Annotated in this window: 25 protein-coding genes; 16 read left to right on the plus strand and 9 right to left on the minus strand. The window is 37.0% G+C overall.

All coding sequences use genetic code 11. From position 1 onward, the window contains the following. Positions 1 to 33: 33 nt before the first annotated feature. Positions 34 to 531 carry a YajQ family cyclic di-GMP-binding protein gene (locus V7121_RS18270; protein WP_335495714.1) on the minus strand — a complete coding sequence of 166 codons (498 nt, stop codon included), beginning with the start codon at positions 529 to 531 and terminating at the stop codon, positions 34 to 36. Between the two features lie 178 nt (positions 532 to 709). On the opposite strand from V7121_RS18270, the gene V7121_RS18275 reads away from it, so the two are divergent. Together V7121_RS18275 and V7121_RS18280 are read left to right on the plus strand one after the other, a co-directional pair. Beyond that, positions 710 to 1,573: a CvfB family protein gene (locus V7121_RS18275; RefSeq protein ID WP_335495716.1), complete on the plus strand. Its 864-nt coding sequence runs from the start codon at positions 710 to 712 to the stop codon at positions 1,571 to 1,573. A 67-nt stretch (positions 1,574 to 1,640) separates the two neighbouring features. Then, entirely contained in the window at positions 1,641 to 1,772 is a 132-nt protein-coding gene (locus tag V7121_RS18280; RefSeq protein WP_081810752.1) for a DUF3941 domain-containing protein, read from the plus strand. A gap of 34 nt (positions 1,773 to 1,806) precedes the next feature. On the opposite strand, the gene V7121_RS18285 is transcribed toward V7121_RS18280, so the two are convergent. Continuing rightward, positions 1,807 to 2,670, minus strand: coding sequence for a DegV family protein (locus tag V7121_RS18285; RefSeq protein ID WP_335495718.1), 864 nt, complete (start codon positions 2,668 to 2,670; stop codon positions 1,807 to 1,809). A gap of 121 nt (positions 2,671 to 2,791) precedes the next feature. Here V7121_RS18285 and V7121_RS18290 point away from each other — a divergent pair, with 121 nt between their 5' ends. Beyond that, a complete protein-coding gene (locus V7121_RS18290) occupies positions 2,792 to 3,634 on the plus strand; it encodes a YitT family protein (RefSeq protein ID WP_335495720.1) in 843 nt (280 codons plus the stop codon). Positions 3,635 to 3,678: 44 nt separating this feature from the next. Here the strand turns inward: V7121_RS18290 and V7121_RS18295 are convergent, their stop codons facing one another. The 3 genes from V7121_RS18295 to V7121_RS18305 form a co-directional block, all read right to left on the minus strand. Further along, positions 3,679 to 3,864: a DUF3813 domain-containing protein gene (locus V7121_RS18295; protein WP_335495722.1), complete on the minus strand. Its 186-nt coding sequence runs from the start codon at positions 3,862 to 3,864 to the stop codon at positions 3,679 to 3,681. 1 nt (position 3,865) lies between these two features. Continuing rightward, complete coding sequence (locus V7121_RS18300) at positions 3,866 to 4,018, minus strand: hypothetical protein (protein WP_168242474.1); 153 nt, start codon at positions 4,016 to 4,018, stop codon at positions 3,866 to 3,868. Positions 4,019 to 4,129: 111 nt separating this feature from the next. Then, complete coding sequence (locus tag V7121_RS18305; RefSeq protein ID WP_335495724.1) at positions 4,130 to 4,945, minus strand: Cof-type HAD-IIB family hydrolase; 816 nt, start codon at positions 4,943 to 4,945, stop codon at positions 4,130 to 4,132. A gap of 282 nt (positions 4,946 to 5,227) precedes the next feature. Between V7121_RS18305 and V7121_RS18310 the strand changes: the two genes are divergently transcribed. Both V7121_RS18310 and V7121_RS18315 read left to right on the plus strand, forming a co-directional pair. After that, positions 5,228 to 5,536, plus strand: coding sequence for a metal-sulfur cluster assembly factor (locus tag V7121_RS18310; RefSeq protein ID WP_335495726.1), 309 nt, complete (start codon positions 5,228 to 5,230; stop codon positions 5,534 to 5,536). A 201-nt stretch (positions 5,537 to 5,737) separates the two neighbouring features. Further along, complete coding sequence (locus V7121_RS18315; protein ID WP_335495728.1) at positions 5,738 to 6,868, plus strand: TIGR04053 family radical SAM/SPASM domain-containing protein; 1,131 nt, start codon at positions 5,738 to 5,740, stop codon at positions 6,866 to 6,868. 81 nt (positions 6,869 to 6,949) lie between these two features. Here the strand turns inward: V7121_RS18315 and V7121_RS18320 are convergent, their stop codons facing one another. Then, on the minus strand, positions 6,950 to 7,642 hold the full coding sequence (locus tag V7121_RS18320; protein ID WP_420490570.1) for a Crp/Fnr family transcriptional regulator: 693 nt from the start codon (positions 7,640 to 7,642) through the stop codon (positions 6,950 to 6,952). A gap of 297 nt (positions 7,643 to 7,939) precedes the next feature. Between V7121_RS18320 and moaA the strand changes: the two genes are divergently transcribed. Beyond that, entirely contained in the window at positions 7,940 to 8,956 is a 1,017-nt protein-coding gene (gene moaA / locus V7121_RS18325) for a GTP 3',8-cyclase MoaA (RefSeq protein ID WP_335547338.1), read from the plus strand. 67 nt (positions 8,957 to 9,023) lie between these two features. Here moaA and ric read toward each other — a convergent pair whose 3' ends face one another. Then, positions 9,024 to 9,719: an iron-sulfur cluster repair di-iron protein gene (ric, locus tag V7121_RS18330; RefSeq protein ID WP_335547340.1), complete on the minus strand. Its 696-nt coding sequence runs from the start codon at positions 9,717 to 9,719 to the stop codon at positions 9,024 to 9,026. Positions 9,720 to 9,966: 247 nt separating this feature from the next. On the opposite strand from ric, the gene V7121_RS18335 reads away from it, so the two are divergent. The 3 genes from V7121_RS18335 (at position 9,967) to V7121_RS18345 (ending at position 12,822) form a co-directional block, all read left to right on the plus strand. Next, positions 9,967 to 11,232, plus strand: coding sequence for a molybdopterin molybdotransferase MoeA (locus V7121_RS18335; RefSeq protein ID WP_335495736.1), 1,266 nt, complete (start codon positions 9,967 to 9,969; stop codon positions 11,230 to 11,232). Next, on the plus strand, positions 11,220 to 11,759 hold the full coding sequence (gene mobB, locus V7121_RS18340; RefSeq protein WP_335495738.1) for a molybdopterin-guanine dinucleotide biosynthesis protein B: 540 nt from the start codon (positions 11,220 to 11,222) through the stop codon (positions 11,757 to 11,759). Before V7121_RS18335 ends, mobB begins: the two co-directional genes overlap by 13 nt. A gap of 334 nt (positions 11,760 to 12,093) precedes the next feature. Beyond that, the gene (locus V7121_RS18345; RefSeq protein WP_335495740.1) at positions 12,094 to 12,822 is read left to right on the plus strand and encodes a YwiC-like family protein; all 729 of its coding nucleotides are present in this window, start codon (positions 12,094 to 12,096) and stop codon (positions 12,820 to 12,822) included. A 41-nt stretch (positions 12,823 to 12,863) separates the two neighbouring features. On the opposite strand, the gene V7121_RS18350 is transcribed toward V7121_RS18345, so the two are convergent. Next, complete coding sequence (locus V7121_RS18350; protein ID WP_420490568.1) at positions 12,864 to 13,556, minus strand: Crp/Fnr family transcriptional regulator; 693 nt, start codon at positions 13,554 to 13,556, stop codon at positions 12,864 to 12,866. 271 nt (positions 13,557 to 13,827) lie between these two features. Here V7121_RS18350 and V7121_RS18355 point away from each other — a divergent pair, with 271 nt between their 5' ends. Beyond that, on the plus strand, positions 13,828 to 14,007 hold the full coding sequence (locus V7121_RS18355; RefSeq protein ID WP_335495742.1) for a YjzC family protein: 180 nt from the start codon (positions 13,828 to 13,830) through the stop codon (positions 14,005 to 14,007). 158 nt (positions 14,008 to 14,165) lie between these two features. Beyond that, positions 14,166 to 16,760, plus strand: a complete 2,595-nt coding sequence (gene clpB, locus V7121_RS18360; RefSeq protein WP_335547342.1) for an ATP-dependent chaperone ClpB — start codon at positions 14,166 to 14,168, stop codon at positions 16,758 to 16,760. A gap of 61 nt (positions 16,761 to 16,821) precedes the next feature. On the opposite strand, the gene V7121_RS18365 is transcribed toward clpB, so the two are convergent. Further along, positions 16,822 to 17,007 (minus strand): YjzD family protein, encoded by a 186-nt coding sequence (locus V7121_RS18365; RefSeq protein WP_335495744.1) that lies wholly within the window; start codon positions 17,005 to 17,007, stop codon positions 16,822 to 16,824. Between the two features lie 352 nt (positions 17,008 to 17,359). Between V7121_RS18365 and V7121_RS18370 the strand changes: the two genes are divergently transcribed. The 5 genes from V7121_RS18370 to fabF all read left to right on the plus strand — a co-directional run bounded on the left by V7121_RS18370 (position 17,360) and on the right by fabF (position 21,714). Further along, on the plus strand, positions 17,360 to 18,088 hold the full coding sequence (locus tag V7121_RS18370; protein ID WP_335495745.1) for a serine aminopeptidase domain-containing protein: 729 nt from the start codon (positions 17,360 to 17,362) through the stop codon (positions 18,086 to 18,088). 77 nt (positions 18,089 to 18,165) lie between these two features. Further along, positions 18,166 to 19,005, plus strand: coding sequence for a hypothetical protein (locus V7121_RS18375; RefSeq protein ID WP_335495746.1), 840 nt, complete (start codon positions 18,166 to 18,168; stop codon positions 19,003 to 19,005). A gap of 89 nt (positions 19,006 to 19,094) precedes the next feature. Next, positions 19,095 to 19,286: a ComZ family protein gene (locus V7121_RS18380; RefSeq protein ID WP_335495843.1), complete on the plus strand. Its 192-nt coding sequence runs from the start codon at positions 19,095 to 19,097 to the stop codon at positions 19,284 to 19,286. Between the two features lie 209 nt (positions 19,287 to 19,495). Next, entirely contained in the window at positions 19,496 to 20,428 is a 933-nt protein-coding gene (locus V7121_RS18385; RefSeq protein WP_335495748.1) for a beta-ketoacyl-ACP synthase III, read from the plus strand. A 47-nt stretch (positions 20,429 to 20,475) separates the two neighbouring features. Beyond that, the gene (gene fabF / locus V7121_RS18390) at positions 20,476 to 21,714 is read left to right on the plus strand and encodes a beta-ketoacyl-ACP synthase II (RefSeq protein ID WP_335495749.1); all 1,239 of its coding nucleotides are present in this window, start codon (positions 20,476 to 20,478) and stop codon (positions 21,712 to 21,714) included. Positions 21,715 to 21,738 lie beyond the last annotated feature (24 nt).

The following is a 21,738-nucleotide window of genomic DNA, read 5'->3' on the forward strand; positions in this document are numbered from 1 at the left end:
CATACGCCGCTGACCAGGGTGCTTCCGCTTTTCTTATCGATAATTAATAAACTGCACATCGACAGTTAAGTCCGCTTCTCGGACGAGGGAGATTATCTTTTGTAAATCATCACGGTTCTTACCGCTAACACGAACTTGGTCGTCTTGAACCTGACTTTTTACCTTGACGCCGCTATTTTTTATAATGGTATTAATTTTTTTTGCATTTTCTTTATCAATACCTTGCAATAGTTTCGCACGTTGACGAACGGTTCCGCCGGAAGCTTTTTCTACTTTACCATAGTCTAAATTTCTAACAGGAACGCTTCTTTTCATTAACTTGCTAAATAAAACATCCTTAAGCTGGTCCATTTTATATTCATCATCGGAAACAAGAACAAGCTCTTCCTTTTCTTTATCAAGTGAGACTTCACTTTTACTGCCTTTGAAATCATAGCGTGTACCAATTTCCTTCATAGTTTGGGCAATCGCATTTGAAACTTCAGATAAGTCGACTTGAGAGACAATATCAAATGAGCTATCTTTTGACATAACAAAACCTCCATTTAATAAACATATATTGATTCACAGCTGAAGAAAGTTTCCCTTTATGGGTACATTATAGTAAAATATAGCAGTTCAAACAACTATTTAAAGAATCCGCCTGTCCTAACAGAGCGAACTAAAATAGATTAACTAATTCTCCGTGAAGAGAAAAGAGGAGTTATATATGTCTTTACATGAACTAATTGGACAGACCACCACATTAACTGTTGCCCGTAAAGCCGCATTTGGTTATTTCTTAACAGATGGTAATGAAGATGTACTACTGCATTTTAATCAAGCAAATCAAGAATTTGAAGAAAATGATGAGGTCGAGGTTTTCCTATATGTTGATTCGGAGGGGCGAATTTCTGCGTCCACTACGATTCCTGAAATTGCGATAGGACGTTATGCTTGGGTAAAAGTAACAGACTCTAATCCCCGTATTGGTGTCTTTTTAAATATCGGACTTCCTAAGGATATATTGTTAGGAATTGATGATTTGCCTGTCCATAAGACAGTTTGGCCACAGCCAGGAGACTTAGTCTATATTACCTTAAAACTAAGCAGTAATTATCTTCTCTATGCAAAACTCGCCACTGATCCAATTATTGAATCTATATCAGTGAAAGCGACACGGGAAAATTTTAATAAAAATGTTCAAGGGCATATTTACCGCACAGCGAAAGTCGGTAGTTGGATTTACACAATAGAAGGTTTTAAAGGTTTCATCCATGAGTCACAAAGACAAGAAGAGCCGCGAATCGGCCAAAAAGTTGAAGGTCGGATTATTGATGTGAAAGAAGATGGTACGATCAACGTTTCATTATTGGCAAGAAAAGAAGAAACACAGGATGTCGATGCGGAACGGATTTATGAGTATATGATGAGCAGAAATGGGGCCATGCCATATAATGATAAAAGCATGCCTGAAGATATTAAAGATCGATTCGATTTAAGCAAGGGTGCCTTTAAACGTGCTCTTGGAAAGCTTATGAAAGAGGGCAGGGTCTACCAAGAAGGCAACTGGACCTATGTAAAGAAAGATTAATGTGTTTTACATACTCTTTTCAAATTAACAGAAACTATATGTGAATCTATTTGAAAGGGGTAAGGTTATGCCACACACTTCAGACAACGATAAGAAAGCACAAGACAACAATGCCCTTCGTCATGAAAAGAATATGATGCGTGAAAAAAATCGTCAAGCCGGAAAAAATCAATACTCAAAGAAGACAGACCATAAATAAAATGAGCGAGGCAGCTGCCTCGCTCATTTTTTATTTATGCTGATGGAAGATCATTTAAGAAGAAAATAGAAATTGTACCTGCACCTGTATGCGATCCGACGGCGGAGCCAATCGAGGAAATGTAAACTTCAAGCGGATGAAATTCTTCTTCAATCATCGTTTTCATTTCTAATGCCACTTCTTCACAATCCGCATGACTAATGCCAATTACTTGACTATTCATTTGAGTTCCGCGTTCCTTCATAATTTCGATGATGCGGCGCATCACTTTTTTCTTACCGCGAATTTTTTCAATCGGGACCAGCTTTCCACCTTCTACATTTAAGATTGGCTTAATATTCAATAATCCACCCAAAAAGGCAGAAGCTTTGGATACACGGCCACCCTTGGCTAAATAATCTAAATCCTCGACCGTAAAAAGATGTTCCATATGCTGGCTTCTAGACAGGACGTCCTTTAAAATCTTTTCCTTATCTAGATTTTTGGCCGCAAGAATTGCTGCTTCTTTAACGATAAGTCCATATCCGAGCGATGCACATTTGGTATCGACAATTGTTAAATTAAAATTTGGATATTTTTCCTTCACTTGGTCAAGAATCATAACAGCAGTGGAATATGTACCGGATAACTCGGAAGAGAATGCTATGTAAATCCCATCTTCACTTTTTTCTGCCATTTGGGTAAATACTTCCTCAAATAGGAGCGGGGAGACCTGAGAGGTTTTGGGAATAATTCCACCACGAATAGCCTCATAAACGGTGGTTGGGTCAATTGATTTGACATCTTCATATTCTTTGCCATTAATCTCGACTTTTAATGGAAACAACGTGACGTGATTTTCATCATAAAAACTTTTTGGTAAATCACATGCGCTATCAGTTAGTATTTTTACCTGCATTAAGCTCACCTGCTCTCAAGCTAATTTATAGTTTCAGTTTATCGGTTTCACAGAAAAAATACAATTATCAATCACTCAAAAGTATCAAACGATCCACATTATCACAAAAGGGGGTAATAATATGATATGGCTCCACACAAAAAAACTAGTCGTAGTCGTAGCAGGTTCATTGTTGGGTGCACTAGCAATGAATTTATTTTTAATACCAGCAAATATTTATTCAAGTGGGTTTACTGGGATAGCTCAGCTTCTTTCAAAGGTATTGAGTGACTATACACCTATTAACGTCTCACTAGGATTTTTACTATTATTACTGAATATTCCAGTTGCGATTTTAGGTTGGAAAAAGGTAGGGAAATCTTTTACTGTTTACAGCTTCATTAGTGTCGCCTTGTCTTCGTTATTTTTAATATTAATCCCGATTAATCAAGTTTCTAAGGACATCCTTCTTAATGCTGTTTTTGGAGGTGTTATCCAAGCGGTTGGTGTTGGTATCACGTTAAAATGGGGGGCATCAACAGGCGGTGTCGACATCATTGCTATGGTCTTATCAAGAATGAAAGACAAGCCAATCGGTCCTTATATGCTGGTGATAAATGGGATAATTATTATTACCGCAGGATTTCTTTATGGCTGGGAAAAGGCACTCTATACCTTAGTTACGTTATACACTTCAACTAGAGTAATCGATGCCATTCATACTAGACATGCAAAGCTCACTGCGATGATTATTACCAAAAAAGCTGATGAAATGAAAAAAGCCATTCAGGAGAAGCTCGTTCGCGGAATCACTATTCTTCCAGCAAAAGGGGCTTTTTCAAATGAATCGCGAGAAATGTTAATGATTGTCATTACCCGTTATGAACTTTTTGACCTGGAAAGAATTCTTAAAGAAGTGGACCCAAATGCCTTCACCAATATCATCCAAACCACCAATATTTATGGATTCTTTAGAAAAGAGTAAAACGAAAAGCGGAAGCGCCTTTGAGGTGCTTCCGCTTTTCGTATTTAAGTAATCTGTTCAAGCTCTTGTTGCATTTGTTGGAGCTGCGCTTGCTCTGCTACAGTCGAGTTAGCATAAGCAGAACTTAATGCATTTTTAGCTTTCGCTACAGCAGAATCAAGTTCAGCTGGGTTGGCTGACTTCGCCATCTCAACAAATCGTCGTGCTTCTTGGAACAATTGGTTTCCCATGTTATATTCCTCCAAGCGAGGATTCTTGCACATTGGACATCTTCTGAGCTTCCGCTTCAGCGTAAGTCATGTGATAAGGAATACGTTCGGCATGCTTGCTTACCGTATCCACTCCTTGCTGGACAAAGCGTTTTGATTTGTTTCGTTTACCCATTCGAATCCCTCCAATATGCTCATAGCTCTTATTGAAACAGCATCGCTGCCTCAAAAAATAGTATGTACAATAATTGTGTTGTTCATTTAGGTAAACTATGGCGAATGAACCTTAAATCTTTATTTTTAACAAATCTGCCAAATATTGAGCCACGCCATCTTCCTCATTACTTAAGGTAACGTCATTTGCAATATTTTTAACTTTATCAATTGCATTCCCCATGGCAATCCCGTACCCAGCATATTCAAGCATCTCAAGGTCGTTATCCTCATCGCCAAAAGCAATAATTCTTTCTGCAGGAATACCAAAATAATCAGCAGCCTTTTTTAACCCAACCGCTTTATTTAATCCGACTTTTATTATTTCGATTACATGCCAGGGGGCAGCCCAGCTGCGATGATCGATTACTTCTGCATGGACCGCGGATAAATGGTCTCGAATGGACGACAATTGATCTTCTTCGGTATGAATTAGCATGCTAGTTGGTGATTCCTTTAGAAACTCTGCTAAATCGCCTGTAGTAATTTTGGGATTTCCAAAACTAAAAATGTCTAAAAGCTTTTCATCATGATAGTGAAAGTAGACATCGTCGATTACTTCAGCAATGATATTATGAAATTGGAAACTTCTGCATGCCTCAACAATGTCTTTAGCCACCTTAACATCAAGTGGCTCGTGATAAAACCCCCAGTCAGGATTTTTGGGGTGATGCATAAACGCCCCATTGAAATTAACAATTGGTGTGTCTAGATCCAATTCGCGATAATACATCTCAGCTGAACGATAGGGTCTTCCTGTGGCGATCATTACATGATGGCCTTGTTCTCTTGCTTTCTTTAAAAGGTCTTTTGTTTTTACAGAAATCGTTTTATCATCTTTTAATAAAGTTCCATCTAAGTCTAATGCAATTAAATGTCTATCTGCCATAATAACTCCTTCTAATCATCATTTTCATCATTAATAAAGATTGTCATTTTAGGTAAAAATTTATCTACATGATACACTATATTTAGGTTTAGTGATATTTTAGATAACCTTTTTACTTCTATATTTACTATGTTAACAATTTTATATCAAAACTGTACAAAAATTCACACCAAATGGTATAAAAAAACTATATACTTTTTTAGACAAAGTCTCAATTAGAAGGAAATCTTCAAAGATTTGTTATACTATATTTAGACAAGATATTTAAGGAGTGGGACAAATATGAATGAAGAATTAAAAGAAAATATACTTGGTGCTTTAGAGTTAGTCATAGATCCTGAACTAGGGGTAGATATTGTAAACCTGGGATTAGTATATAATACTGAAATGGATGATGAAGGCAACGTAACTGTTACGATGACGTTAACATCAATGGGCTGTCCGCTTGCTGGGACGATTGTCGACCAAGTGAAGCGTGCATTGGCTGACATTCCAGAGGTTAAAGAAGTAGAGGTTAATATTGTTTTCAATCCTCCCTGGAATAAAGAAATGATGTCGCGTTATGCAAAAATTGCCTTGGGTATTCGCTAAAATTGAATAACCTTGTAAAGAATAATGATTTTTAACAAAACCAGCAGTTTTCTGCTGGTTTTAATTTTTGTTCTTCACTAATCAGACAAATATATTCAGGAGGAATGTGAGATAGTTCACTTTTTTAGAACATAAACACCTTTATAATACAGGATAATAAGGCTGATTGATTTACTAGCCGTTATTAGGAGGCGTATCCATATGGCAGTTAGCCGTGATTTTAATAAAGATCCGTTTATCGTTATTTGGGAACTTACAAGGGCGTGCCAATTAAAGTGTCTGCATTGCCGTGCAGATGCACAGTATAGGAGAGACCCACGTGAACTATCATTCGAAGAAGGAAAAAATTTAATTGACCAAATATATGAAATGAATAATCCGATGCTAGTGTTTACTGGCGGGGACCCGTTAATGAGAGAAGATGTTTTTGATATTGCAAAATATGCAGTTGAAAAAGGTGTTCGGGTATCAATGACACCAAGTGCGACACCGAATGTAACAAAAGAGGCAATTGAAAAAGCAAAAGAAGTAGGCCTTTCTCGTTGGGCATTCAGTATTGATGGCCCTACGGCTGAGGTTCATGACCATTTTAGAGGCACAGCCGGATCATTTGATCTTACTATGGAAAAAATACAATATTTACATGAAGTTGGATTACCAATTCAGATTAACACGGTAATTTCACGCTATAATATTGAATATCTTGATGAGATGGCTAAAATGGTGGAATCCTTAGGGTGTGTATTATGGAGTGTATTCTTCCTTGTTCCAACCGGAAGAGGACAAGAATCCGATATGATTTCACCTGTCCAACATGAAAAAGTATTCAGATGGCTTTACGATTTAAGTAAGCGTGTATCTTTTGATATCAAGACAACAGAAGCAATGCATTATCGACGAGTTGTGATTCAGCAGAAAATGCGTGAAGCGAAGGAAACAACCGATGAAGTTGAGTATTTAAGCGCGTTAACAGAAAAAGGGTTAACAGGCTCCATTGACGGTCTTGGACGGGCTCCAAAGGGTGTTAACGATGGAAATGGTTTTGTATTCATTTCCCATATTGGAGATGTTTATCCAAGTGGACTATTACCAGTTAAAGCAGGAAATATCCGTGAAACGCCATTAGCAGAAATTTACCGTGAATCGCCAATATTTAAATCACTTAGGAATCCAGATCTCTTTAAAGGAAAATGTGGTGTCTGTGAATTCCGTCATGTTTGCGGCGGCTCAAGGTCAAGAGCTTTTGCAATGACTGGTGATTATCTTGAAAGTGAGCCATTCTGTGTGTATGTTCCTAAAGCATATAGAGAGAAACAAGTTCAAGAAAGTTAACAAATAAAACAAGGCTGTCCCAATAATATTGAGACAGCCTTGAATATAGAGAGTTATGTGAAAATTAGCGGGTTTCCCAGCCTATTCAATGCTGCAATAGACTGCCGAGCAATTTTCACAATCGATTTCGTTTTTTAAATATTGTAAATTCAATATAGAAATCTTCCCTTTTTTGACAGAAATGATCTTATCCTTCTTTAGTTCACTAAGAATGCGGTTAGTACTCTCACGTGATGTACCACAAAAGTTAGCAAGCTCTTGGTTGGTTAAAGGCAAATCAATTAGGATTTCATTATCCTTCTGAATACCATAGCTATTCGACATCCGGATAAGAGTAGAAAAAAGGGCTCCACGTTTTCCATTTAATACAAGGTCACGAAATTTTGTTTGTGTTTTACGGAAATGATCACTCATCCATTTCATGAATTCAAAAGCCAGTTTACTATTTTGGAATATTTCGCTTTCAAGTTTATCTTTATTAATTGCGACAACCTCTGCCTCTTCAATAACTAGGGCACTTAACAAATATCTAGGATTATCAGTAAAAAGGGTTAATTCACCGCAAATATCATTTTCACCGCAAATTCTTAACGATAGTTCGCGGCCATCAGAAGTTATTTTACTAATTTGAACTTTTCCGGAAATGATAATGAAAAGTTCTTCCGCAGCCATTCCTTCTTGAAATAAAAAACTTCCTTTTTCACTTTTAAATTTCCGGTCTGCAAATTTTAGCAATTCTTTTATTTCAATTGAATGAGTGGGCTTCATTGTCATCGTCATCGGAATTCACCTCTAGTTTCATATTAATAATCATCCATATACTACTATTCATGATTTGTTTGTTAGTAACATTTTATCTCATAAGGAGACTTTATATAGAAGTAAACAATGACAATATAGTGAAAACTTCCGACATATATATTTCCAAAACAATCGTTTATAGATGGGGAAACATCTGCTAAGATAAGATTATAAGTAAAAAGTATTGTAATAGTGAATAAAGTAACAGTCTTTTCAACCGAAGACTGTTACACTTAAAATAGGTTCGTTAAAATAATGGAGTTGAGATAAATGGAAAAAACCATTATTAAAGATAAATTAAATAGACCCTTGCATGATTTAAGAATTTCTGTCATTGATCGCTGTAATTTTCGTTGCCAATACTGCATGCCTGCAGATCAGTTTGGTCCTGATTTTGAGTTTCTCCCTAAAAGTGCATTATTGTCATACGAAGAGATTGAGCGACTTGGTAAAATATTTGTCAGCTTAGGTGTTGAAAAAATCCGCTTAACAGGGGGAGAGCCTCTTCTTCGAAAGGACTTGCCTATTCTTGTTAAAAAGTTATCAGCAATTGATGGCTTGATAGATATCGGATTAACAACGAATGGTGTGCTTTTGCCAAAATTTGCGAAAGAGTTAAAGGAAGCCGGTCTTAAACGAGTGAATGTCAGCCTTGATACCTTGGATGATGAACTTTTTGGAAAAATTAATGGGCGCGGAGTTAGCACTGGTCCAGTATTAGATGGCATTGAAGCAGCTAAACAAGCAGGGCTTGGGGTTAAAATTAACATGGTTGTTAAAAAGGGCTTAAATGACTCTGAAATTATTCCAATGGCTGCGTATTGTAAAGAGAATGGGCTAGAGCTTCGATATATTGAATTCATGGATGTAGGCTCAACGAATGGCTGGAAAATGGATGACGTGGTTACAAAAAAACAGATTTACTATTTACTAAAAGAGCATTTTGAACTTGAACCCGTCGACCCAGCCTATTATGGTGAAGTGGCAAAATTGTACCGCTACAAAGATAAAGATGTAAACGTAGGATTTATTACCTCTGTTTCTGAGTCATTTTGTTCGAGCTGTACTCGTTCGCGTCTATCGGCCAATGGCCAGATATTTACTTGTTTATTTAATGGGAATGGTCATGATATCCGCAATTTCATGAGAAATGGTGCGACCGATGAAGAAATCCGTGATCGAGTAAGTGCGATTTGGAATGGCCGTGATGATCGATATTCAGACGAACGAACGGCAGAAACATATAAAAATCGCAAAAAAATAGAAATGTCTTATATAGGCGGTTAGGCTCTCTTCTTTGAAGAGAGTCTTTTCTTAAGAAAACAGCCTCGTGGTGAACGAGGCTGTTTTAAAGTTATATATATCTAGGGAATAGGATGTTATTTTCAAGATGTACGTGCATAAAGGTTAATCCTTCTAATGCTTCTAGACGTGCATAGACAAGACGATAGGTACCACATGCATCCAATGGAAGCATAAAATCAGATGTTACAGCCCGGATTTTTCTTAAAATTTCTCCTGCATGGTCATGTTCTTTTTCAAGTTCAACAATCATCGAAATTGCTTCTTCACGGTTCTCAACTGTTCCATCTGCGATTTGCTTAATTAAAGGGAAAACTACTTCTTCTTCTTTTGTCATATGTTCCATCAATTCTTTTTTGAATTCAAAAAATAGTTCATTAACCTCTAATAATTCTGGGTGATTGTCTCCGTGTACGCGAGAAACCTTTGTTACATAAGGACTTAACATTTTTAGTTCCTCTTCAGATACACGATGGTAATTAGAAATGACATGATTAATAATTGTATTTGAATCAGAATTAGTCCAAACATCTACATCTTTCTCTTCATTTTCATACTTCTCAAAGACTGCTTTTAATTCTTCTAGCAATGTCTCGAGATTGAGATTATTTTGAGAAACTGCATCGGATAATGGAATGTTACCGCCACAACAAAAATCAATTCGGTTTTTTTTGAAAACATCACTTGTCTTTGGTAACTCGTTTACAATATCTTTAACTAATGAATTAGCAGTAATAGTGAAACTCATAATATATTTCCTCCTTCAAAATACTCTTACTTCTTTAATCTATCCTAATCATAATTTAAATGAGATAAGGATTAGGTGACCTAAATCACACATAGCATATGATTTTCATTTAAATAACAAGATTCCGCTATTTTGTGATATTTGATATGTAAGGAAGTTTTTAATATGCTTATAATGGAGATTAGTTATTGATTAATGATACATATTTCAAAGAATAGATATATGTTTATAGTGGGAGCTGATTAGTTTGTTCGAAAGAAGAAAACCAATTCCAATTGGGGAAGCAGTCAATAGAATTATGGAATATCAATTATTAGGAGTTACTGAACATGTTTCGATAAATGAGAGCTTTGGCCGTTTTTTATCAGAGGACCTAATTGCCACAAGTGATGTCCCTCATTTTGACCGAGCACCATACGATGGTTTTGCCGTCAGATCCATTGATACAAGCGAAGCATCGCTTTCCAATAGCATTGAATTTGAAGTAGTTGATCATATTGGTGCTGGAATGGTTTCAAAAAAGGTGATTGGACCGTTTCAAGCGGTGAGAATCATGACGGGTGCGATGATGCCTGAGGGTACAGATGCAGTTGTCATGTTTGAACTTGCAAAGGTATACGAAAAGAATGGAATCCCTTTTATGTCCATTAAACGCAGCTTTAAAAAAGGCGATAATGTTTCATTTAGTGGAGAAGATGCCAAAAAGGGTGAAATTTTGGTACGAAAAGGCACATTAATTAACCCAGGGGTACAAGCCATGCTTGCTACTTTTGGATATGAGTTTGTGGCGGTTGCCAAGAAACCACGAGTTGGCTTATTTGCCACAGGTACGGAACTATTAGAGGTGAACGAGGCGCTGGTACCTGGGAAAATTCGTAACAGCAATTCCCACATGATTGCTGCTCAAATCGAAAGAGCAGGGGGAATTGTCAACTATTACGGCAAGCTTCCAGATGAATTTGACACCTGCTTTGAAGCAGTGAAAAATGCTTTAAACGAAGTTGATTTGTTGATTACAACTGGAGGGGTGTCAGTCGGAGATTTTGATTATCTGCCAGCTATTTATGAAAAGCTTGGTGCAGAGGTTTTCTTTAATAAAGTGGCCATGCGGCCTGGAAGTGTGACGACAGTGGCACAATATAACGGAAAGATTCTTTTTGGGCTTTCAGGCAACCCATCCGCTTGCTATGTCGGCTTTGAATTATTTGCCCGTCCAATTATTCGAAGGATGCTTTTCTCGGAAAAACCTCATCTTCGCAAAGAAAAAGCTCTTTTAGAGGCTGACTTTCCAAAAGCTAATCCGTTTACTAGGTTTGTTCGAAGTTCCACCTTTATTGATGAGGGCAGACTCAAAGCTACACCGAGTGGACTGGATAAATCAAACATCATTATGAGTCTATCTGGGGCTAATTCATTAATGATACTTCCTGGTGGAACTAGAGGATATACGGCTGGAAACGAAGTTGATGTCCTGCTGCTTGAAGATCAAGTGGGTAGTGAATGGCCTTGGTAAGGCCAGCCATCTTTCAAGTGGTCGGATATCAAAATAGCGGAAAGACCACGCTTACTACTAAGTTGATTAATGTGTTAACCGAAACACAAATAAAAACAGTTACAATTAAGCATCATGGTCATGGAGGCAAACCGGAAAATATTCCACTAAAAGATACAGAAAAACATTTAATGGCAGGTGCGCTTGCTGCTATCGTTGAAGGTGAAGGAAAATTACTACTTAAAGCCGAGAACAATGATTATACACTTCACGACCAAATTGAATTGATGAAATTTTTTCAGCCGGATGTGATTCTAATCGAAGGCTACAAGCGCGAGCCTTTTCCAAAGCTGCTGCTACTAAGAAATGAAAATGACCTCTCCTTATTAAATATGGTTTCGAATGTTAAGGCGATTGTGTACTGGAAGGAAGAATTGCATAAGCATCTCGCTTTGGAGACAGACGTACCTTGTTTTCATATTGATGATAATAAGTTAATATTTTGGATAATTGAGTTACTTCGAGAGCTTGTTCATAAAATTGATTAAAAAAGTTAATAAAATTGTCAAATCTGTTACTTTTATCACAGCTTGAAATATGGATATACTCTATACTACAAATTAGGGGATATAATGTTTGTTAAAATAGAAGCAAGGTTAATAATGGAAATGCAGCAATCACTCATCAGGTTACTGAGCTAGAGATGTTTTAAGTTGCCTTGCAGATGTTATTGATTTGCTGCCCTCCATTCTAACCTATACAAAATTGTCACATTAAGAAGGTGAAAACCTTCTTTTTTCGCGTGAGTATGTGATGTTTTTCACTTAATTTTCCGCCTGTCTGGCTTATATTTAGGGTAGTCAAGGAAGAGGAGTGAAAAAGATGAAGTTATTTTTACCGAAACAACATGGTGCATGGGCAATGCTAATCATCCCTTTTTGGCTTGGAGTCATTGAAGGAGGGTTTATGTGGAAGCACATCCCGTTTTTCATTGGCTGGCTACTATTATACCTAGCAACATATCCAATGCTTCTTTTGTTTAAAAGAAAAAAGATTCCCTTTTATACAAAATGGACTCTTATATATTTGCTCCCGTCGTTACTACTATTAATAATTCCACTATTGGAAAGACCGTCGATTATTTACTTTGGATTTCTAATGCTCCCATTTTTTATGATTAACGCATATTTTACCTCTAAGAATCAGGATCGTGCATTTATGAATGATATCAGTGCTATTTTTGCCTTCTCCATCGCCGGATTAGCCAGCAGTTATTTAGCTCATAAAGTGATAAATTTTGAGACAATTGTTTTCACCTTTGTTACTTCCATCCTTTTCTTTGTTGGCTGTACTTTTTATGTGAAATCAATGATTAGAGAAAAAAAGAACGTCCAATTTAAATATATTTCATGGACTTATCATATCCTGTTAGTTATTGCTTGGTTGGGATTTGGCTATTGGATTGTTGGATTAGCATATGTCCCGAGCTTATTAAGAGCCATCCTTTTTTACGGGAAACCCTTATCCCCCAAACAAATTGGTATTTACGAAATTATTAATTCAGCAATATTTTTTACAATAGCCGCAATACAAATTGTATTATTAACATAAAAAAAATCGGTCATCAGACCGATTTTTTTTCTTATTTATCTTTAATCTACCTTACATATTTCGGTTGGACAATCTTCACAATCAATTTCCTTTTTTAAATACTCTAAATCATGAATAGTAATGGTGCCTTTATCTATAGATAGTATTCCGCTCTTACGTAATTCACTTAATAATCGATTTACTACTTCTCGGGATGTGCCGCAGAAATTTGCTAACTCTTGATTGGTAAGTGGCAATTCAATCAAAATTCCCTTATTAGTTTTAATTCCATAACTATTGGTAATACGAATAAGTGTGGAATAGAGTGCTCCTTTTTTACCGTGAAGAACCAAATCCCTAAACTTCGTTTGGGTTTTTCGATATTGCTGGCTCATCCATTTAATGAACTCGAATGAAAGTTGCAGATCTTGAGAAAGTTTTTCCTCAAGTGTTTCTTTCATAATGACAGCAACTTCACCACTTTCAATTACACGTGCACTTAATAAATATCGAGAAGAAGGAGAAAATAAATTTAATTCCCCGACAAAATCACCACGTGAGCACATTCTTAGCGTAAGCTCTCTTCCATCTGGGATGATTTTACTAATTTGGAGAATACCGCTTTGAACAACGAACATTTCATCAGCCAGTGAACCTTCCTGAAATAAAAAAGTACCTTTTTCAACTTTCTTTATATGGTGAACTGTATCAAAAAGATGGGACAGTGTTACCGGCATTTCTTTTACTGACTGCATACTCATAACCACCTTTTAAGGTTCGAAATATTTAATCTAAAAAATTGACAGTCAAGGTTGGTATTAACAAGATAATACTATAATTATATTGTTAACGAAGAATAATTAGCAATAACTGAGCAATAAGTTCATACAATCGTCATAAGTTTGATTTTGCAAATCATATTTCTTAGGAAATAATGTCGAATGGTAGATGAAATTGAAAGAAATTCCAATAATGACGGAGCGTGAAAAGGAAATAATAACATTGTGAAGAAAAGGAGGGAAAAGAATGGGACAAAATCGTCAGTTTAAATCTGGGAGTAAAGCACCTAATAACGGTATTTATATTGAAGTAGGGGATACGGGCAGTAACGTAAATAATCCTAAAAAAATAAAGCTTAAAGCAGGAGATTCATTTCCAGAGACTTCAAATGATGAACGTGTTTGGACTTATCAAAGAAAACCGTAAAGTTAATATGGAAAAGGTCATCCTTAGGGTGGCTTTTTCTTTTGCCTAAGGAGACAACTAGGGCTAGTAAGGCTTCGACAGTTAGAAAATTTACATTTTGCTAAGGATTGATTTATAATGAAATAAAGGTCAAATATGGTCAAAGAGGGTGTGTGAAAATGGACATGAACCGAATGACAGAACGGTTACAAAAAGGAATAATGGATGCGCAGTCATTAGCGGTAAAAAAAAATCATCAAGAGATTGATGAACCGCATCTATTTATTTCGTTAATGGAACAAGAAGATAGCCTTATCTGTGCCATCTTAGAAAGAACTGGACTATCAGCGGATAGAATTAAAAAGAACCTGATTGATGCACTAGCAAAAAAGCCAGTGGTTACCGGCAGTGGGGTTGAACAAGGAAAACTCTATATTACAGCAAGGCTTCAAAAATTATTAGTAAAAGCTGAAGATTATGCCAAAAACTTTTCTGATGAGTTTTTATCGGTTGAGCATATTCTCTTAGCTGCAGTATATTCAGATGAATCGGAATTAGGGAAGATATTGCGAAGTTTGGGGAAAAAAGCTGAACATGTTTTACAAGCGATTAAAGACATAAGGGGGAATCAGAGAGTGACATCACAAAATCCCGAAGCAGGTTATGATGCTTTAAAAAAATATGGACGGGATCTTGTTGCTGAAGTTAGAGAAGGAAAAATGGATCCTGTCATTGGACGTGATACTGAAATCCGTAATGTTATTCGAATTCTATCAAGAAAAACAAAGAATAATCCTGTGTTAATCGGTGAACCAGGTGTAGGAAAAACTGCCATTGTCGAAGGCTTGGCACAAAGAATAGTGAGAAAAGATGTACCTGAGGGTCTTAAAGATAAAACCATTTTCTCCTTGGATATGAGTGCGTTAATTGCGGGAGCTAAATTTAGAGGTGAATTCGAAGAAAGATTAAAAGCAGTCTTAAGCGAGATTAAAAAAAGTGAAGGAAGGATTTTATTATTTATTGATGAAATCCATACGATTGTTGGTGCAGGGAAGACAGAAGGGGCTATGGATGCAGGGAATATGTTAAAGCCAATGCTGGCACGGGGCGAACTTCACTGTATTGGAGCAACTACTCTTGACGAACATCGAAAATATATAGAAAAGGATCCTGCACTTGAACGTAGATTTCAACAGGTCCTAGTTCAGGAGCCAAATGTAGAAGACACGATATCAATCTTAAGAGGCTTAAAAGAGCGTTATGAGGTTCACCATGGGGTTAAAATTCATGACCATGCCTTGGTGGCAGCAGCAACATTATCGGACCGATACATTACCGACCGTTTTCTGCCGGATAAAGCTATTGATCTTGTTGACGAAGCATGTGCACTTATCCGAACTGAAATAGATTCCATGCCGACAGAATTAGATGAAGTAACTCGAAGAGTGATGCAACTTGAAATTGAAGAAGCAGCATTAAGTAAAGAGGTGGATGAAGGAAGTAGGTTAAGGTTTGAAGCACTCTTAAAAGAACTTGCTGATCTTAAAGAAACTGCCAATGAAATGAAGGCTAAATGGCTTCATGAGAAAGAAAGTATTCAGAAATTACAGGAGAAAAGGGAACAACTGGAGAAACTCCGGAGGGAACTCCAACAAGCAGAGGATAAGTACGATTTAAATCGTGCTGCAGAACTTCGACATGGTCAAATTCCGTTAGCAGAAAAAGAACTGAAGGAACTCGAAACAGCAACAGCTAAGGATGAAAGACTGCTACGCGAAGAGGTTACAGGAGAAGAAATTTCGAACATCGTATCAAGATGGACGGGAATTCCGCTTTCTAAACTTCTGGAAGGAGAAAGAGAGAAGTTACTTAAATTGGAAATGATTCTGCATAAAAGAGTGGTTGGTCAGAACGAAGCGGTAAATTTAGTCACAGATGCTGTGCTCCGGGCTCGGGCTGGGATTAAAGACCCGAACCGGCCAATTGGATCGTTTTTATTTTTGGGACCAACTGGAGTAGGAAAAACAGAGTTAGCAAAAGCATTGGCCGAATCTTTATTTGACAGTGAAGAACATATCATCCGCATTGATATGTCAGAATATATGGAGAAGCATGCTGTATCCCGCTTAATCGGTGCACCTCCAGGCTATGTTGGTTATGAAGAAGGTGGACAATTAACGGAGGCGGTAAGGAGAAGACCTTATTCTGTTATCTTAATGGACGAAATTGAAAAGGCTCATCCTGAGGTCTTTAATATTCTCCTCCAGGCACTTGATGATGGCAGAATTACAGACTCACAAGGCCGCGTTGTTGACTTTAAAAACACGGTGATAATTATGACATCCAATATAGGCTCACATTTTTTACTAGAGCGAAGTGAAACGGAAGTTGAAATCTCTGACACAGTTCGTGAAAAGGTAATGACTCAATTAAGGGGACATTTCCGCCCTGAATTTTTAAACCGAATTGATGAGACCATTCTCTTTAAGCCATTATCATTAGAAGATATAAAAAATATTGTTGCCAAAATGATGAGGGAATTGCAAAACCGTTTAAAAAATCAACAAATAGATATTAGCATCAATGAAGATGCAAAAGAATTTGTTGCAGTAAATGGATTTGACCCTATTTACGGTGCTAGACCGTTAAAACGATTTATTCAAAGGAATATTGAAACGAAACTTGCCCGTGAAATAATTGCTGGGAACATCCATGATCAATCAAAAGTGGAAATAGGAATTAACAATGGGGAATTTACTATAGCAGTGTTTTAATGAACCAACAAAAAAGGTCATCCGTTTGGATGACCTTTTTCTAAGCCGATAGGAAAGTTTTCTAATGTTTTGCAGCTGGCTCATTCGGAATTATTGCCGTTGCAATGTAAAGTAACAGCGTAACACCTACTGAAATAATCAAACCTGGCATAAATTCATATTTAGCGCCTTCAGTCATGGCACTTACAACATATGTAAGCATTTGCACTAATAGAAATGACCAGAAAAAGGTCCAAAAAAATCGCACTATTCTTCACCTCTACCTATTTTCATCTTTATTAATATTAGCATATGATTCTGAAATTATAAAGTGAAACTTCCATCAGTGGGTGACCTTCCCCACTGATGGTTAGTTGAAACAATCGGGCTTTTACTGGCAGTTGAACCTCCTTCTATCTTCTTCGACTTTATATCTTACTGCCAGTTAATGCGGGATAAAGTGAAACTTCCATCAGTGGTAAGTTGTACCAATATGTTTTGTGATTTTATGTGATCTCCTTGATTTTTACCTGAATATTGGTCAAATAGGCAAAGCCCCGTTCATCTTTTCTAAGACCGCATACAATACTGTGAGGAATTATGGAAAAGGAGATTTATCGATGGAGAATCGCAATTTTCAGATGGATACCCAATGGAATATTATTCATTACCCAGAAAAGCCTACAGGATTTGGGATTTTAATAATTGGAGATGAAAGGCATTTTGTGGATGACTGTAAAAGCTTTTGGACACAAAATGAAGGTAAGTTAGCGATTATCAACCAGCTAAAAGAAAAAGGGTACACCATTTTTTCCTCGAATCTTTATGGGCGAAACTGGGGGAGCGTAAATGCTGTTGATCTTGCCCAAAGGCTGTATCAGCATGTCATACGTAGTGAAATCCTAAATAATAAGATTCATATTTTGGCTGAAGGCATGGGAGCACTGGTAGCAATGAAATTATTGGAAAAAATGAGGGACCAAATTAGGTCTGTCATTTTGATTAATCCAATTCTTTCTTTAAAAAATCATCTTGAACAAGAAAAAGAACATAAATTTTTTTATAAAAAGTTAATGAAGGAATTAGCCATCGCGCATCAAATGGACCAGAAGGTCCTCGAAAAAGAGATTATTAATATGGAAGAAGCCTCTCAACTTCTTTTTCTATATCAATGTCCAGTAAAGATTATCCATGTGCTGTCCGGAGGCAAATCGTATAATCAGTCTAAATTATATCAACAACTATTGAATGGGTCAGAAATTAATCCCACATTTATTCTTCCAGAAAAAAAACAACAACTTGGCAATATTATGATTAAGTTTTTCAACAGTCATGAATCAGTCTTATAAGCGTACCTCCCCATAAGAAATAATTCCTTTGCAAAGTGCATAGGATTCATTAAGGATAGTTTGGGGAGGAACAGTTAATGGACAAGGCAATTATGTTTGGTATGTATGAATTTGTAAATTTTCATATATGCAAAAGTTTGTTAAATAAAGGAATTGAGGTCAAAGGCATTCATCTGGAAGATCCGGAAAATGTCCCATTTTTAGATGAAAAAAGATTTGAAGTAGGTCGAAATGCAAATTTTATCGAACAAACATTACCTGAGTGGGAGAGTAACCTAGAGGATGAAAAGAATAATATAGGTATTTTCATATCAGTATATGATCTTTTTATGAGCAAAAAAGATCATATTTTTCAAGATGAAGCCGTAACCAAGCCAATTATTCAATATCTCGAGAACAATAAGAACGATGTGAAGATTGTTCTAATTCTACCTGTTCAATTGTTAACAAGTACCTTTAAGGGAAAAGAAATAGAGAATTTTGTAAGTTTAATAAAAGCGTTAGGTAAAAGTACCCAGTTATTTTACTTACCTGCCATTTATGGTCCTTGGCAGACACCAGACTTTTTGTTTCAACAAGTGTTTATCTCAAATTATCAAAAAGTGGATATTATCAGTGAGGAACGGGAATGGACAAATGATATCCTTTTTATTAATGATGCAATAGAACCTATCTTAGAGCTCATTGAAACAGAAAAAACAGGAGGTTTTTTACTGGAAAGTGGAAGGAAAAATCATTGGTTGAGATGTGCTGATTACCTTGAAATCTCAGAAAATCACATGCAAAATAAAAGTTCAGAAATATTACAAGTGAATTCTGCGATTGTAAAAATTCCAGTAAAAAAAGTAACCCCTTTTAATAAAGCAATAAAGGAGCAAAGGGATCATGTTCAACGATTGTATGCAAATCATTTGTAAAATGGTCTAATTTTTGTATAGAATATGTTGGTAAATGGGATGATGAAATAGAGGCATTTCATTTGCTAATGACATTTGAAGGAGTAATTATGGACAGTCAAGATAAGACATTAGAATTTATGCAAATTGCAATGAAGTATTTACCCGAAGCTAAACAGCAGTTGGACAGGGCTGGCGTCGAATTATCAATGGAAATTATCGAGCCGTTTATGAGTCTTTTTACAAAGGTCATGCAAGAAGCATACGAACTTGGTGTAGCAGAAGGACGAAAAGAAAGATAAGAAGAAATAAGCTCTCGAATGGGAGCTTATTTTTTTTAGCATCGATTGTGTCTGAAATAAATGGAATGTACTTTTTGTGGAGAAGTAAATAGGAAGAAATAAGTTGCTTAAACTAGGTTTTATTTGATAAAATTAGTACCAAGTCATAATAATTGATATTAAAGTATAGGATATAGAAAATTCTGTTATAAATAAAGGAGTTGGATTGTGTGAAAGCAGGGATTGTAGGGATCGGTAGATATTTACCAGAGAAAATTGTCACCAATAAGGATTTAGAAAAGATAATGGATACTTCCGATGAATGGATTCGTACCATGACAGGGATCGAAGAAAGAAGAATTGCTGCTGATGATGTAGATACATCAGACATGGCTTTTGAAGCAGCTAAAAAAGCTATTCAAGATGCAGGCATTACTGCTGAGGAAATTGATTTAATCTTAGTTGCTACGGTTACTCCTGATTCCCCTTTTCCATCGGTGGCCTGTAGAATCCAGGAAAGACTCGGAGCCAAAAAAGCAGCAGCCATGGATGTCAGTGCGGCATGTGCTGGGTTTATGTATGGAATTGTGACAGCAAAGCAATTCATTGAGACCGAAGTTTATAAATATGTCCTCGTCGTAGGAGTGGAAAAGCTCTCAAAAATTACAGACTGGACGGATCGTAATACGGCAGTTTTATTTGGAGACGGAGCTGGAGCGACCATTATCGGTCCTGTTTCAGAGGATCGTGGAATTCTTTCCTTTGAGTTGGGTGCTGATGGGACTGGTTCTAAGCACTTGTACCAAGATGAATATATTATTATGAACGGAAGAGAAGTATTCAAATTTGCGGTAAGGCAAATGGGAGAAAGTTGTATTAATGTACTCGACAAAGCAGGCTTAACAAAAGATGATGTTGATTTCTTAATTCCACATCAAGCCAATATTCGAATCATGGAAGCATCTAGACAAAGATTAGAGCTGCCTGTTGAAAAAATGTCAAAAACAATTAATAAATATGGTAATACATCCGCTGCATCCATTCCAATTTCGATTGTCGAGGACTTGGAAGAGGGTAGAATCAAGGATGATGACATCATTGTCATGGTTGGATTTGGCGGAGGCCTAACTTGGGGTGCGATTGCCATCAAGTGGGGCAAATAAGGGAAAGAAAAAAATTTTAGATATATAAAATGAAGGAGATAGATATTATGGAAAAGCGCAGGGTTGTAGTTACTGGCATTGGTGCAGTGACACCGCTTGGTAATGATGCCGAAACTACTTGGAAGAATATACTTGAAGGAAAATCTGGGATTGGACCGCTAACGAGAGTAAATGCGGATGAATATCCTGCAAAAGTTGCTGCAGAATCAACAGAATTTGATCCAGAAGCATTTATGGATAGAAAAGATGCGCGTAAAATGGATCGGTTTACACAATTTGCAGTTGCATCAGCAATCATGGCAGTTAAAGATGCTAACTTAATCATTAACGAAGAAAACTCCCATCGTGTCGGAGTCTGGATTGGTTCTGGGATTGGTGGAATGGAAACATTTGAACAGCAATTTGAAATCTTTCAAAAGAGAGGTTACAAACGAGTAAGTCCATTTTTTGTACCCATGTTAATTCCAGATATGGCAACTGGACAAGTTTCGATTACACTAGGTGCAAGAGGCTTCAATTCTTGTACGGTAACTGCCTGTGCAACTGGAACAAATTCAATTGGTGATGCATTTAAAGTAATTCAACGCGGTGATGCCGATGCAATGATATCAGGTGGAGCGGAGGCGCCAATTACAAAAATGTCTGTCGCAGGTTTTTGCGCAAATACGGCTCTATCCACAAATCCAGACCCTAAGACGGCAAGCAGACCCTTCGATAAAAATCGTGATGGCTTCGTTATTGGTGAGGGTGCAGGAATAATTGTCCTAGAAGAACTTGAGCATGCCTTGGCACGCGGTGCAAAAATTTACGCTGAAATTGTTGGCTACGGGGCAACTGGGGATGCATATCATATTACTGCACCAGCACCAGGCGGAGAGGGCGGTGCCCGTGCTATGAAAATGGCAATCAATGATGGCGGGTTAAAGCCTGAAGAGATTGATTATGTAAACGCCCATGGAACAAGCACAGAGTATAATGATAAGTTCGAAACCCTTGCGGTTAAAGAGGTATTTGGTGAGCATGCTTATAAATTAGCGATAAGCTCAACGAAATCAATGACAGGGCATTTACTTGGTGCGGCAGGTGGAGTAGAAGCAATCTTTACAGTATTAGCGATAAGAGACAGCATTCTTCCACCAACGATTAATTTAGAAACACCAGATCCTGAATGTGACTTAGATTACGTAGCAAATCAAGCGAGACCAAAGGAAATTAATGCTGCGATGAGTAATTCATTAGGCTTTGGCGGGCACAACGCAACGATTGTATTCAAAAAATACGAATAAAATTTACAACGACCAGATCCTTGT

The sequence above is a fragment of the Neobacillus drentensis genome (assembly GCF_036962125.1).
Classification (GTDB): Bacteria; Bacillota; Bacilli; order Bacillales; family Cytobacillaceae; genus Neobacillus; species Neobacillus drentensis_B.